The following is a 13,459-nucleotide window of genomic DNA, read 5'->3' on the forward strand; positions in this document are numbered from 1 at the left end:
TGTCTGCGACACGCTGCGCGTTTGCGTAGCATCCCGCAGGGAACGTAGAGAAGTATGGGGATTATTAATTTTGAATTTTGAATTTTAAATTTTGAATTCGGAGCGAAGCGACGTGACTCATTCTACTGATATTGCCACTTTAGCCCGGTGGATGGCAGCTGACTTTAGTAATCAAGAACAAGCTTTTGAAAATCCGCCTTTTTATGCCCACATTCGTGTGTGTATCCGTCCCCTTCCGTTGGAATTCTTCTCAGGAGTAAGTTTGTTTCTCGAACAAGCTTATGATTTTATGCTCAATCAACCCTACCGGATGCGGGTAATGAAATTGATTCCGGTAGAAAACCACATTGTTATTGAACACTACACAGTTAAAGAAGAACAAAAATTTTACGGCGCATCTCGCGATCCTGAACGTTTAAAAGGTTTATCCGTTGACCAATTGGAAAAAATGTCAGGTTGCAACATGGTTGTAGAGTGGACAGGTAACAGCTTTAAAGGCAGGGTTGAACCTGGAAAATGCTGCATTGTGTTTCGTGACGGCAAAAATACTTATCTGGATAACGAATTTGAGATTGATGCTCAAAAATTTTTCAGCCTCGACCGGGGAAGGGATTTAGACACTGATGAACATCTGTGGGGTTCTATCGCTGGCCCATTTCACTTTGTCAGATGGGGCAGTTTTGCCGATGAAGTCAAGGTTTAAGAAGTGAGGAATTAAAACTCATAACTCATAACTTATTTATCCTGTAATCAGGACTCTCTAGCGATCGCCTAAATACTACCATCCTATTATCTCTACCTCAAAAACTTTGGATTTGGTTTATGACGTCCATCTAGCGATCGCTTAAAAACTACCAGAAACATCCACTTAACCCACTATCTCTACCTCAGAATCCTATGCTATCATGGTTTAACTAGCGTCCTATGGCTACTAAGATACCTTAGAAAGATTAAAGTAGCTCAGGGAATCTTGCTGTGGCGGCATAGCCAAGTGGTAAGGCAGAGGTCTGCAAAACCTCCACCCCCGGTTCAAATCCGGGTGCCGCCTTAAGGCTTTCAACCTTTTAGGATAATCGAAAACAGATAAACTGGGGTAAATGATAGTCAAAGCGATCGCCAAAAACGATCGCTTTGTCTTGTAGCGGATGACCGAAAACAGGAATCGCATTTTTAAATGAAGGTAAACCTGTGATTCAGGTGTGGCTAGACGTGATTTATCAGCAGTTGATGAATAGGTTAGCAGGTTAATCTGACATAATTTTGAGAAACTGGGGCATCAATCTGTAAAAATCTACTAACGATGCCAAGCTTGATAGAATTCAGGGTAGCTGAGAGATTGGGCGCAGTACCAGATGACTGAGTAACTTGAGGGATAGAGCTTTGAATCATTCTTCAACTTAGTAACAACGAAAGGCATCTGATCCACTGTTAAAATCTCCTTCAAACTTGACACTGCTCTCTTTGGCATATATCCATCCAGCACGTTGCAGGTTAGCTCAACTAAGGCTGCGATCGCATCCGAGTTGCCAGGGTCGATTTTCCCTAAAGATTCTGCTGCTTTCCAACGGGTGAATTCATCCTGTGCCTTGCGGGTTAGCTCGACTAAGGCAGCGATCGCATTTTTTCTATGAGTCTGAAGCAATGCTGTATTAGCCTCTTCTCTAATTTCTTCGCTCTTCAAGTTGATGTTTTCAAAGCGCCACTTAACAATTTTATTGACTATTTGTTTTGCTGCATTACATTTTTCAAATTCTCCAAGTCCTGCTGCGGCGAGAAAATAGGCTCGATACCAATAAAAATCACCACACCCGGATTTGAAATTAATTAATTTTTGAATAAATTCATTCTTTAAGCTTGCTTCCCAAATGGAACATAAAAGCGCTAATCTTAAGGGATTTCTCACCAGGTTTCGTAAGCGTTATCGATTTGGTTCTTCTAGTTGCTCCTGAAGATTATTTGCTAATTTATTATCGACTCCAAACCAATTTTTAATAAATTGATGTACTTGATTGGGATAATTAAAATCTAAAGTACGATAAACATCAAATTTATCGCTGAGAACATCTTTTGACTCCGACCATAAATTTAAACGGCAACTTAATACTACTCTGACTGAACCAGTCCATCCGAGTGTTAATTGTTCTTTAATCTTTTTCAGAGGAGAACTAACAGCCATTTCATCAGCACCATCTAATATCAGCCATAACTAATTACCTTGAAGAATTTCTAATTTAAAAATTTGCCGCCATATTTTTGGTGTAACTTCTGGTTCCTTAGATGCATTTCTCAGCCAATTGTTTGATAAATATTTATATAATCAACCCTCATCACTTACATCTTTTGTCTTAGTTGATTCATCGTTAAACTCATCTTGAGCTAAAGAAATCCAAATTGGCAGCCCTTGTTTTTCATTTATTATCCAATCAGCAATTTTTTGTAATAGCGTGCTTTTTCCACCGCCAGGGTCGCCAACTATTACTAGTCGTTTTCCTTGGCTTTTACTGCTGGATTGCCGAGGAAATCAAACCCATCTGTCGCGGCGGTAACTTTGGTCTTCTTTTGGCTTACCTTCATTCCGCGTTTGCGGAGGAACTCGCTGATTCTTTCAAGTATCTCTGTTGCGTCATCTTCGGGTCGGAGTATAATAACCATGTCATCCGCGTATCGGATTGATGGCTCGGCAATTTTTTCTGCCGATGTTTTAGGTGTGATATTTAGTTCAATAACTCGTTTTTCTATTCCGTTGGCATAGGAGTTAAGGTTATTAAAGTTAGCGGGGGTATGAGAGTCAATTTTACCAAGTGTGACTTGAAAATTTTTGATCAGCTGATTTCTTAAATACGAGTAACCGTCAACCCTGAAAAACCCAGGAACTAAGGTTGCATCTTGGATTAAACCTGTCGCTTTGATACCATCATCCAAGTAATCTCTTTCTGGATCGTCTTCTCTTACTATTAGTTCTTCAAATAACGAACGTCGAAAAACTATCTCCCCAGTTGCTCTGATGGCTGCTTAGAGTGATAGATTCCAGATATCTGAACCGTTTCTTTGTAGTACGCTGCCCAAAATTCCAGGCAACAACACTACCATATCTTTCATTTGCTTTTTTTGCATCAGCTTACACTCCTGATTAAGGTTTGGGTCTATTCTGTAACACCTGTAACAGGGGTTAAACTTTTTAGCAGGTAATTTCCATCACTTAAATATTCACAATGAAGCTCCTATGAGCTTGCAAGCGAAAACACCAACAGTAATTGGGGGAGTAATTGTGTAATTGTACTGTGTATAAAAGATGGATTAAAAACCCAAAGCAAATTCGCCAAAAGTGTCTTCGCTATATTTACCTCTATCTGAATGAAATAGTGCAAATCAGCGATTGTGCTGTCGCTGCGGATTTTGACCCTACGCCAAATTATGGGACTGATGCTCAGGATAAAATATGAAGCTGGTAGATGACAAGTTGCTCAGAATCGCTCATTGGGTCATCTTACCGCATTGCCAGCCCCATCTCCCCCGAAAAAAATCGCTCTCTTAATCAATAAATTTAAAGCCATTTAGGCTGACTCAGGCTATAACGGTTATAAGTTTGCACTAGCTCTTGGGTTGATAATTCAAGCTCATGTTAAGGCTATGTCCTTTACCTATGAAGATTTTAAAGTTTTACCCAAGCGTTAGGTCGTAAAAATGACATTTGGCTAATTTAACCAGTACCATACTAAATAAGAATTACGAACATCTTCTTGAAACAAGTGAAGCTACTATATATGCCTCTATGATCCGCATTATGTTACATCGTATATCCGTCTAAATATTTACTTCACAAATGAACTTTAATACTATGGTTTATGCTTAAGAAAACTACAGACTTATTAATTTTGTTCGGGGTGGCAGTTCATTGAGTTTGCTGATAGTTTTGATTATTTTTCCAGTGATTATTTTATCCAGCTTTCTGCACTTCATTGTCTAATACACGTATATATCCAAAATACTGGTGAAAATGATTTCACTACACTCAGTTATGCCTTCCTAAATTTTGCATTTGAGAAGCAGAGGGGATGCTCCTCCTACTGTGTCTAAGTTACATCAAATCTAAAGTGTTTTAGTATATGCTCTGTTTTATTTTATTTCAAGCCATGCTCAAACTGCTGGACTGATTTTGCCATATAAAGGTTGGTAGTTTTTGGCTTCTTGTTTTTGAAGGTATGTGAAAAATTCAGGGTAAGCCTCTATCAAAATATTCCAGCCTTCTGAAAATGTTAATGTACATGTCCCAGAGGTTTGCATGATTTTTAACTCGTTTCAACTTTTAAAACATTATCTGAAATATTTCACTAAAGCAAAAACATGGACGTAAATAAATCTCACCAAATAGCGCACATGAATCAAAATTTTCAAAATGACGAAACTGCCGAAGGCGGATTAAATTTAGCTGATTTAAAAGATAAGATTATTCGGCAAATTCATATAGTAGCTGGAATGGCTATTTTTATGTCTTCTTTGGCTTTTTTTAGCGCGAGCAACCGCTCTCCTACTTATGAATCTAGTTTTGAAATATTTTCTGAACCAGTCACTATTGAAACAAAAGTTAGTGCTTCTGCTACAGATTCGGGAAAAACTACAGAAGAAATCACTTCTGTTGATTTAGATGAAGTACAACTGAAAAAATTAAAAAGCCCTGAGATAATCATGCCTATTGTTTTAAATATGAAACATAAATATCCAGAGATTGATTACGATTCCATTATTAGCACACTCACCTTAACAACTAATAAAGACAAAAATATTTTACAAGTTTATTATCAACATGGTGATCACCAGCAGGTAAAAGATGTTTCCCAAGCCTTAGCAAAAGCTTATTTAACATATAGTTTAAAAAGAAGACAATCTGGGCTAAATCGAGGACTGGATTTTTTAGAAGAGCAAATTCCCAGAATACAGACTCAGGTTAATATATTCAATCAGCAATTACAACAATTAAGAAAAAAATACAATTTTCTTGATCCTCAAGTTCAGGGTTCTCAAATACCTCAAAGGATAGATAGCTTAATCGTTAAGCAAATAGAATACAAATCACAATTAGAAAAAACTCAAAGATTAGCTGCTCTTGCTAAAAAAGAACTTGAAGAAAAGTCTACTGCATCAACCACAACCATGCTAGTTGGTACTTCCCGATACAATGCACTCTTAGAAGATTTACAAAAAATCGATAGTGAAATTGCCAAAAAATCTGCTATTTTTACAGATCAAAGTATTGAGTTTCAAAATCTACAAGAACAAAGACGAGCTATAGTTTCTCTAATAAATCTAGAAATACCCACTATTCAGCAAAAACTTGGTAATCAGATTAACTTAGAAAAAAAACAGTTACAAAATATTAATGAAGAAATAGCAAAGATGCAACAAACTCTCCAAGAATGGTTGGAGATCACAAGGGAATATGAAATTATTGAACGACGAATGAAAATTACAGCACAACCACTAGATGAACTTCTAGTTAAAAGAGAAATCTTAAAACTGGAATCTGCTCAAAGAGATGCTCCTTGGAAATTACTTACTCTCCCAGAAGAACCTAAAGCTGATGCTACAAGTGTCGTTAATTATATGATACTAGGTACGTTGTTAGGACTGTTACTTGGTATAGGCGCAGCATTGCTCTTTGAGCAATACCAAAATTTAGTTTATAATCCTAATGAAATTGAAAAAATTACTAATCAACCTATTTTAGGTATCATTCCCTTTGATAAATCTCAGAAAAAGAGAGTTAATTTTTATAAAAAAAATAGTTTAATTAAACTATCAAATTCAAAAGCAGAGCAGTTAATAAATAATAATTATAATGAAAATTATGCTTTCAAAAACCTACAACTACAATCTATAGAGGCTTATATCTCTTTAGGTTCTAACTTAGGTTTATTTAAAAAAAATAAAGATATCCATTCCTTAATTATTACATCTGCGGTATCCGGCGAAGGGAAATCTACCGTGGCACTTAATTTAGCTAGAGCAATAGCTGCTGTAGGAGCGAAAGTCTTAGTCGTCGATGCTGATATGCGTAATCCAAATAATTTAACTAGTTTTGTGGCATTACATTCAACCATAGGTTTAAGCGATGTTTTATCATCTAAGAATTTAAATACTCAAACCCTTATTCAACAATCTTTGGTAGATAATAACTTATTTATCCTATCTTCTATAAAGGCAAGTAGTGATGTTGATACTAGTAAACTATTAGCTTCCTCAAAAATGCGAGACTTGATGGAAGTATTACAATATAGCTTTGATTTAATCATCTACGACGTTGCTTCTATTGTTGATTATGCTGATGTAAATTTATTAGCTAATCATACTGACGGAGTGATTTTAGTAACTGGTTTAGGTAAATTACAAGCTTCAAAGCTTAAAGAAGCAAGCTCGCCATTGAGTATGTCTAAAATACCTGTTTTGGGCGTAGTAGTTAATAAGTTAATATAAGTTCGACTAAACTAAAAAATGGCAGAGGGCATTGCAGGTAAATAGGCAAATATTTTTTGATTTTGTGTAATACAAGTAGCCAACATGGATTGAATTAACTGATTTATTTTGTTTATAATTTTGTCAAGTTTTGCACTTGTATAGATTACTTTGAAATCCTTATTAGTTTTTGTTAGGAAATAAGGTGCGTTTCCCCTGCTCTATAACCAGTTTTAGGCTGCCAGTTACGGCTACTTTCGGGGTCTTAAAACCCATATTTCTCATAAATTATTTTTTTTCAGAGTGTTATCTAAAATCGAACCAGCTTTCCATATAGGAGCTCCTCGTTCGTATGCACCAATATCGGGTGCATTACCCACAAAATTTTCTGTAATTCCGGGAATCATCACCCCAGCATCCACGGCTGGAGAGTTTGACTGTAAGGTAAAGTCGGGAATAGATTGGGAGGCTTCTGTAGGAGGTTGAGAAAACTTAGGATTTTTATTGATAAACAAGTTATTGGATTGTTTATTGGCAGCTATAGTTTTAGATACTGCAAAAATATTATTACGCGTTTCAATCGAACCTCCACCCGTAACCACATCTCCCATAAAAGTATTATTAAAGACTCGGTCGTATCCCCGAGGACTACCTACCACTAAGTTATGGTTGTCCTTTCCTCCAGTTAAATTCCAGACTACATTATGATGAATGGTGCTGTTAAAGGTTTCGATGTCTAAATAAATACCACGAGTTCCCCAGAATGGACTAAAAGCTTGGGCATCTCGAATCCAGTTATGATGAATCGAACCACCTTCTAAATTAACGTGGCAGCAAATATAAATAGCACCCAAGTCAGTACTGAGCATACCAAACTGAGAAATGTCATTGTAGGCAATTTCAATGTTACGACCATCTGTACCTGCGGTATGCCAATCAATATTAATTGCGTCACGACCAGCACGATAGATTGTGTTATGAGTAATTTTATGACCATTGCCATTGATGCGGACAGGAGCCGCATAGGACACCATGTAATTACTATTGATAATAATATTATTGGTTACTGTGTGATTGCTACCTTCTAGCAGAACACCATTACCAGAACTCAATTCGATTATTGAGTTTTTTAATGTATGACTGTTTCCACGTAATTGAATTCCAGTATCATGGGCATGAGAAGCTACAACCAAAGCATTATCAGAAGTAGGAGCTTGTTCTGACTGGGGTAGGGGTGGCAGAGTCATGTGGTGGGACACATATTTAGCCCGAATACCATCAATAACTATATTAATGCTGCGATCGCTCGTGGTAATTGTGTTAGCAAATAGGTTTAAATTACGTAAAGAGATATAAGAGCGATCGCTTAAATCAAAAGCAAAGTTCCGCTGTTTTACTTCTACGTTACTTGGGAGCTTACTGTCAGGCGACCAGAGGTAAAGAATTCGACTTTTATAGTCGTAAAACCATTCTCCTGGACTATCAAGTAATTCTAATTTGCCAAACAGATAAAACCAAAATCCACCCCTATCCCAAGGAGCACTCATTTGAGCAGTTAATTTTCCTGCTGTTCCACCAGTGATTGTACCTGTGCGGGTGGTGTACCATTCATTAGTCCAGACTTTCGCACCAGTCCATCCCTCAGACAAATTAGGGATTTCTTTGTTTTCAATACTAGCTAATAGTTCTCCCTGACTTTTGACACCTCCACCTATGAGACTCGGACGCAGAAAATCTCGTTGTTTTTCATCCATGTTGGGAAAACGGGCTTCCGGCATCATTTCCCGATTGATAAATAACTGATTGGCAAAGAAATTTATATCGCTATAGCCATTAACAGGTAAATTCACCTGGCTACGATAAACTGAGTTGCGATCTATAGTCCATCCTTCAACTGGTTCAGTTCCAGAAATAGTGACATTTTCATTTTTATAAGCTGCAAAGGTTATGGGTGCTTCTGCTGTCCCTGAAACCCCAGGACGAACTTGTTCACGATAAATACCTGCTCTTAGCCAACAAGTTTCCCCTGGCTGAACAACAGTGGCACATTTTTGAATGGTTTTAAATGGGCGATCGATTGTTCCAGGATTTTTATCTGAACCAGTTGGTGCGATAATATAATAATTATTATTAGGTATTGCAACACTTTTACTGAAAAAAATTAAAATGCCAAGAGAAGTAGCAAAGCAAAGAGAAAAGATTGAGTATTTAAATAGTTTATTAGTCATGTGTCTAGATTGGGTATAAGGATTGATTTATTTTGAGTTTACTTGCGTGTTCCTAAGTGCATTTGGTGTTCATGCCATGACAATCCCAAAATAAAAGCAATAAAAATCATATATCCAGGTTCTTCCATTTGTGTAAAAATGCAACCCATGACAAATACACTTAAAATAGTCACCTTTGCAATATCATTCCAGGCAAAAAATCGCCAAGTTAAAAATGCAAGATAAAAGTATGCACCTAATCCAAATAAACCTAGATCACCCCAAATACCAGACCAGCCAAAGATGGGGCTAAATAGACTAGACCCACTGGTTAGCCAAAAACCAGCGACAAAGTCCATAGAGTCTTGACCAATACCTGTTGTAGTGGCTCCTAAAGGACCTAAAAGTGCTGCATAATCTCTTAAAAACCATGCTCCAAGACGGCTGACTGTGTGTCCAGGACCTAGACCTACTAACCAGTTGAAAGGAGATTGGAAGTGAGCGAGAATCGTGCGAATAGAGTAGAACTTGGCATACCAAGCAAGACCATCTAAGCCATAGAGTTCGGGTCTAGCCCAAGCTGTATAGGCTTTAAATGCTTCTACATTTGTTACACACCAAACACCTATAATTACAATTAGTACTAGACCAAGAACAAGTTTTAAGGTTTTAACAATATTCTTTGAATTGATTATAATCAACAGCCCCCATGCAACTCCATAAGCAAGTACTAACTGTTTGGAGTCAGAAAATAAAAGTTGCCAGATAGCTGCCATTGCTACAGCAATTTTGAGCCATAGGGGTTTATCTTTGCCAGATGTCCAAAAGTAAAGAGCAAACACAATTGAGACAGTAGCTGAAATATAGTTTCCAGCTCCTGATACAAAAAATACTCCCCCGCATCCGTCAGTTCCATCTAATCCACCAGCATAGAGCTTGCCACTATCAATCAGGAGCTTTTGAGCGGCAGCTAACAAAAAATTAATCAGTACAGACCAGTACAATAATTTTTTCATTTTCCCGACAATTTGCTCGGTAATAGGGATGCATGTCATGGCAAGCAGAAACATATAAGGTTCTCCTAGCATCATGAAACTGACGATCGCATTAATTAAACCTGCATTATTCCAAAGTGCGCTGGCGAGGGTAACTCCAAACAACACGATCAAAGCCAATATAAATGAAAAACAAAGCGAAATTTGTTTAGGTTCTTTAATTCGAGTTGTAGTTAAAGCAATTACGCACACTGCTGGTACTAAGGCAAAATGGAATAGATTTAACAGTGAAAAACGAATTGCTGTCGCTATAATACGCGAATAAAAAATACTACAGAATGTCAAAATGATCAAAAGTGAATTTTGGATATATCCTTTGTTTTTCATAGACATCTAGCAGTGTTATCTTATGAAGTATAAGTTTATATCCTAGTGTAGTGCAGCCGAGAAAGTACTGACAATCAAAAAATAGCTACAAAAAATATAACTTCAATCTAGTTTAATCCAAATAAAAATTTACATATTGGGTTACGAGTTTTTACCTTGAAAAAATTAGGTAGCTAGCTATTTTGGAAGATTTTTTTTATTAGATATTGGTTTTGAATATCTGTGTAATGCAGAAATTAAAACAAACGTTCATGATGATTGATGATTTAGAGATTTTCCAGCAAAAATTTCTTCATAAATTTGGGCTAGTTGTTTGCCCTTGACTTCCCAGCTATAGCATTCCCTCACGCGCTGTTGTCCTGATTGCCCCATTTGTAATCGCAGATTATGATCGCTGGCAAGACGAATCATTGCTTCACATAGTCCACTAACTGATTGTTCTGGGTTATCTGCTAGCACTTTAAAACCAGTTTCTGAGGTAACTTGCGCTGCTGGTCCTCCCAAGTCTAGGCAGATAACGGGTCTTCCAGCAGCCATAGCTTCTAAACAGACCCCCGCTCCTGAATCGTGCAGACTGGGATGGACTAAAACAGAGCACTGACCTAATTTGGCAAGTACCTCTTCGCGAGGTAATAAACCCCAGAACTTAACTTGACTAGCAATACCTAGATTGAGTGCGAGGTCTTGCAGTCGATCTATTTCAGCCCCATCCCCTAAAATCCAGTATTCGGCATCAGAAAGCTTGGCCTTGGCAAAAGCACGCAAGCCTAAATGTAGACCTTTCCAATGCAGTAGACGGGCAATGCTGATAAACCTCACGGAAGAATTGTCAGGGGGTGGGTACTGAGCAAGCTGTTCAAATTCTTCTGCGAACATACCGATCGCTGCATCGACCTGAACGCAGGAAGCGCCCATCTTTCGTACCCGCTTTGCTGTGTCTTCTGTTGTTGCATAGGCGATCGCACTGCGCCGCGCAGTTAACCGCGTAAAAGGATCGAGTTCTCCAAGCGATCGCCATGCTAACCGAGCCACTTCGTAGAGCTTATTTTTCCAGTTAAAGTCTGTCCAAAATGGCAAAGGAGCTGATTCGCCACCACCTACCGGTCCCCACACGAAAGGTACAGGTAGAAAGGACAAAAAACTAGGGCAAGCATAGCGAACAAATGTAACATGATGAATCACATCAAATCCAATGTTCTCATGTAGTTTCTTGCCAACTAAATATGCCTGAATTTGCCAAAGGTAGTAGTGCAATTGCATTGCCCCAGATTGCCCCCATCGTAGGCTATCTTTCCAAAAGGGAAGTGTGAGGTAAACAAAATGTAAATTGGGAATCGGATTGAGTGAAAGTTCTGCTTCAATCGCTTCTTTACTTTCGTCGGGTCGAGTTAGTACCCAAACCTCGTGATATTTGGCGACTTCGCGAGCAACATTCCAACCAACACCTCGTTCTGAACCTTTACCAGGTTCACAGGAATAGGCAGAGATTAGAACCTTCATAATATTAACGTCCACAGAGAATATACACTTTTAGTCTTACAATCAAACTTATGTTGGTAGTGTCATGAAGAGAAGGGTTTTTCCGCAGTGGAACGCTTTTTTTGACGCAGGCCTCACCTACCGCTCAGCATACTACCCTGATCTTCATATCCAAATTGCAAAAATATTGACAATCTAGATAACTTCAAATTTTTAGATGCCAAATAGATATTTTGCTGTCAGCTTATTTCTAGTGAAATAAGCAACGACTACCCAAGATATCAAAAAGCAAGGTATAGAAAGAGCTAGCATGGAAGGAATTGAGATGGAATTTGTAAGTTCAGGTAATACTTTACATACTAAATATTTCACAGTATTCAGCACAAATGGATGAATTAAGTAAATACCAAAGGAACATGCTCCCACACTAGTTACCAAGCTGTCTACAGTATTTTCCCCAAAATATCTGGATAGGGAAATACTGAATAGGAGCATGGCATATGCTATGAGGAGTGATTGTAAGGCTCCAGGCAAGAAAAAACTTCCGAACATATTACTGCATAGGAATAAAATAGCCAATAAAAAAGTAGCAAATTTAGTATGTAATAATTTTACTTTCTGAAGGAGTCGATTTAATGTTAACGCGACAAAAAAATAGGGTAGACACCTAATTATCCAAGCAACCTCAACCAGAATTAGCCGGAGTAGAGGATGCTGTTCTGCATTAATTCGTAAATAACTTAATAAACTTTGAAAAGCAACATTTGTGCCTAGTTGAAATGAATTGTCAGAAGCTTCAATAAAGTGATATAAGGCTATACTTAAAACTGATAGTAACAGTAACCCATAATTGCTAATTTTCAACCTTTCCAGAAATGGAATTAACAATACTAGAGATGTTCCAGCAAACAGAAGAGTTAAGAAATAAAGATGGTAGGAAGCACCGCCAAAGAAAACAATTGATAGAGGATCTTGTAAAAGTTGTTGCATTCGATCAGACTTATTGGTAAGAGTGAAAATGATTACTCTGGATACCAAGAAGATAACACTCCAAATTGCATAGGGAATTAAAATCCGTTCAACTCTCGCTCGCCAGAACTTTGATGAGTAGGCAATCCCTGGTTTAGCAGTCATGAAATAAAAAGCTGCTGCAAGAAAGAATGGAACAGCAAAATAGAAATGTAACCGAAATTCTATAGCACTGGGATTAGTAGGAAGCCCCCAAGTTTCATCTCCTGAATGAACCAGAATAACTGCATAGGTCGATAGTCCTCGGCAAAATTCAATACCCAATAATTTCTTTTTATTCATCGTGATAAACGTATTATCCTGATTTTCATACATTCTTCAGAGAGGAACGAGTAGCGTACTCTGATCAAAGTAGCCAAGGAAAATAATTAAGTTGATAAGTTAGATCATGTGATCTTTCTCCAACTACTTTGGCTGGATTACCTGCGACAATACAATAAGGATTAACAGACCGTGAAACTACTGAACCAGCACCAACCACAGCACCTTCTCCTATATTGACTCCTGGCAAAATTATTGCCCGATAGGCAATCCAAGCGTGATCGCCAATATTAACATCGCCACCCCTATCAGCAAAGTCTGGGGATTGTGGATCATGACCTAATGTGAGAATACTAGCTTCAGGTCCAATAGAAACATCAGCACCCGTTTGAATTTTGGAATGGCGACCATCTAATAAACAGCCAAAGTTAATGACATTGCGATCCCCTAAATAAACTGTTCTCCCATTTAGAAATTTACATCCCATCTGTACTGAAGTACCAGTTCCTACTCGTGCTAGGTACGCATTGAGATAAGCCATGCGTATTTTACGGGACGGTATACTAGTAATAATCTGATTATAAATACGGCTGAGAATGCTACCTACAATAGTTTTGGGGTTCATGATGTTTCAGATTTTAAGAGGATATT

At 37.9% G+C, this 13,459-nt stretch carries 11 protein-coding genes, 1 tRNA gene and 2 pseudogenes; 5 read left to right on the forward strand and 9 right to left on the reverse strand.

Annotated features, from left to right (window positions below; translation table 11 throughout):
- Positions 1 to 112: 112 nt before the first annotated feature.
- Both VB740_RS18765 and VB740_RS18770 read left to right on the forward strand, forming a co-directional pair.
- Positions 113 to 703: a chromophore lyase CpcT/CpeT gene (locus tag VB740_RS18765; RefSeq protein ID WP_323201451.1), complete on the forward strand. Its 591-nt coding sequence runs from the start codon at positions 113 to 115 to the stop codon at positions 701 to 703.
- Between the two features lie 274 nt (positions 704 to 977).
- A tRNA-Cys gene (locus VB740_RS18770) sits at positions 978 to 1,048 on the forward strand.
- A gap of 246 nt (positions 1,049 to 1,294) precedes the next feature.
- Here the strand turns inward: VB740_RS18770 and VB740_RS18775 are convergent.
- From VB740_RS18775 to VB740_RS18785, 3 genes and pseudogenes are all read right to left on the reverse strand, one after another.
- On the reverse strand, positions 1,295 to 1,903 hold the full coding sequence (locus tag VB740_RS18775) for a HEAT repeat domain-containing protein (RefSeq protein ID WP_323201452.1): 609 nt from the start codon (positions 1,901 to 1,903) through the stop codon (positions 1,295 to 1,297).
- A gap of 15 nt (positions 1,904 to 1,918) precedes the next feature.
- Positions 1,919 to 2,176 carry a hypothetical protein gene (locus tag VB740_RS18780; protein ID WP_323201453.1) on the reverse strand — a complete coding sequence of 86 codons (258 nt, stop codon included), beginning with the start codon at positions 2,174 to 2,176 and terminating at the stop codon, positions 1,919 to 1,921.
- Positions 2,177 to 2,511: 335 nt separating this feature from the next.
- Positions 2,512 to 2,712, reverse strand: a pseudogene (locus VB740_RS18785) (reverse transcriptase domain-containing protein); the annotation flags it as partial.
- Between the two features lie 849 nt (positions 2,713 to 3,561).
- On the opposite strand from VB740_RS18785, the pseudogene VB740_RS36820 reads away from it, so the two are divergent.
- A pseudogene (locus VB740_RS36820) lies at positions 3,562 to 3,808 on the forward strand (transposase); the annotation flags it as partial.
- Positions 3,809 to 4,137: 329 nt separating this feature from the next.
- On the opposite strand, the gene VB740_RS18790 reads toward VB740_RS36820, so the two are convergent.
- Complete coding sequence (locus VB740_RS18790) at positions 4,138 to 4,284, reverse strand: hypothetical protein (protein ID WP_323201454.1); 147 nt, start codon at positions 4,282 to 4,284, stop codon at positions 4,138 to 4,140.
- Between the two features lie 60 nt (positions 4,285 to 4,344).
- On the opposite strand from VB740_RS18790, the gene VB740_RS18795 reads away from it, so the two are divergent.
- Positions 4,345 to 6,471 carry a GumC family protein gene (locus tag VB740_RS18795; RefSeq protein WP_323201455.1) on the forward strand — a complete coding sequence of 709 codons (2,127 nt, stop codon included), beginning with the start codon at positions 4,345 to 4,347 and terminating at the stop codon, positions 6,469 to 6,471.
- Between the two features lie 260 nt (positions 6,472 to 6,731).
- Here the strand turns inward: VB740_RS18795 and VB740_RS18800 are convergent, their stop codons facing one another.
- Both VB740_RS18800 and VB740_RS18805 read right to left on the reverse strand, forming a co-directional pair.
- Complete coding sequence (locus VB740_RS18800) at positions 6,732 to 8,678, reverse strand: right-handed parallel beta-helix repeat-containing protein (protein ID WP_323201456.1); 1,947 nt, start codon at positions 8,676 to 8,678, stop codon at positions 6,732 to 6,734.
- 38 nt (positions 8,679 to 8,716) lie between these two features.
- A complete protein-coding gene (locus tag VB740_RS18805) occupies positions 8,717 to 9,673 on the reverse strand; it encodes a hypothetical protein (protein ID WP_323201457.1) in 957 nt (318 codons plus the stop codon).
- A gap of 73 nt (positions 9,674 to 9,746) precedes the next feature.
- Between VB740_RS18805 and VB740_RS18810 the strand changes: the two genes are divergently transcribed.
- The gene (locus VB740_RS18810) at positions 9,747 to 9,977 is read left to right on the forward strand and encodes a hypothetical protein (RefSeq protein WP_323201458.1); all 231 of its coding nucleotides are present in this window, start codon (positions 9,747 to 9,749) and stop codon (positions 9,975 to 9,977) included.
- A gap of 311 nt (positions 9,978 to 10,288) precedes the next feature.
- Here the strand turns inward: VB740_RS18810 and VB740_RS18815 are convergent, their stop codons facing one another.
- The 3 genes from VB740_RS18815 to VB740_RS18825 form a co-directional block, all read right to left on the reverse strand.
- Complete coding sequence (locus VB740_RS18815) at positions 10,289 to 11,539, reverse strand: glycosyltransferase (RefSeq protein WP_323201459.1); 1,251 nt, start codon at positions 11,537 to 11,539, stop codon at positions 10,289 to 10,291.
- Positions 11,540 to 11,731: 192 nt separating this feature from the next.
- Positions 11,732 to 12,862, reverse strand: a complete 1,131-nt coding sequence (locus VB740_RS18820; RefSeq protein ID WP_323201460.1) for an acyltransferase — start codon at positions 12,860 to 12,862, stop codon at positions 11,732 to 11,734.
- 31 nt (positions 12,863 to 12,893) lie between these two features.
- On the reverse strand, positions 12,894 to 13,433 hold the full coding sequence (locus VB740_RS18825; RefSeq protein WP_323201461.1) for a hypothetical protein: 540 nt from the start codon (positions 13,431 to 13,433) through the stop codon (positions 12,894 to 12,896).
- Positions 13,434 to 13,459 lie beyond the last annotated feature (26 nt).

The organism is Nostoc sp. UHCC 0251 (genome assembly GCF_034932245.1).
Lineage (GTDB): Bacteria > Cyanobacteriota > Cyanobacteriia > Cyanobacteriales > Nostocaceae > Nostoc.

Excerpts from the sequence above, each read along its gene's own strand:
- VB740_RS18780 (WP_323201453.1), bottom strand. The coding sequence starts at position 2,176 with ATGGCTGTTAGTTCTCCTCTGAAAAAGATTAAAGAACAATTAACACTC.
- VB740_RS18790 (WP_323201454.1), bottom strand. The coding sequence starts at position 4,284 with ATGCAAACCTCTGGGACATGTACATTAACATTTTCAGAAGGCTGGAAT.
- VB740_RS18795 (WP_323201455.1), top strand. The coding sequence starts at position 4,345 with ATGGACGTAAATAAATCTCACCAAATAGCGCACATGAATCAAAATTTT.
- VB740_RS18800 (WP_323201456.1), bottom strand. The coding sequence starts at position 8,678 with ATGACTAATAAACTATTTAAATACTCAATCTTTTCTCTTTGCTTTGCT.
- VB740_RS18805 (WP_323201457.1), bottom strand. The coding sequence starts at position 9,673 with ATGAAAAAATTATTGTACTGGTCTGTACTGATTAATTTTTTGTTAGCT.
- VB740_RS18810 (WP_323201458.1), top strand. The coding sequence starts at position 9,747 with ATGAAACTGACGATCGCATTAATTAAACCTGCATTATTCCAAAGTGCG.
- VB740_RS18815 (WP_323201459.1), bottom strand. The coding sequence starts at position 11,539 with ATGAAGGTTCTAATCTCTGCCTATTCCTGTGAACCTGGTAAAGGTTCA.
- VB740_RS18820 (WP_323201460.1), bottom strand. The coding sequence starts at position 12,862 with ATGTATGAAAATCAGGATAATACGTTTATCACGATGAATAAAAAGAAA.
- VB740_RS18825 (WP_323201461.1), bottom strand. The coding sequence starts at position 13,433 with ATGAACCCCAAAACTATTGTAGGTAGCATTCTCAGCCGTATTTATAAT.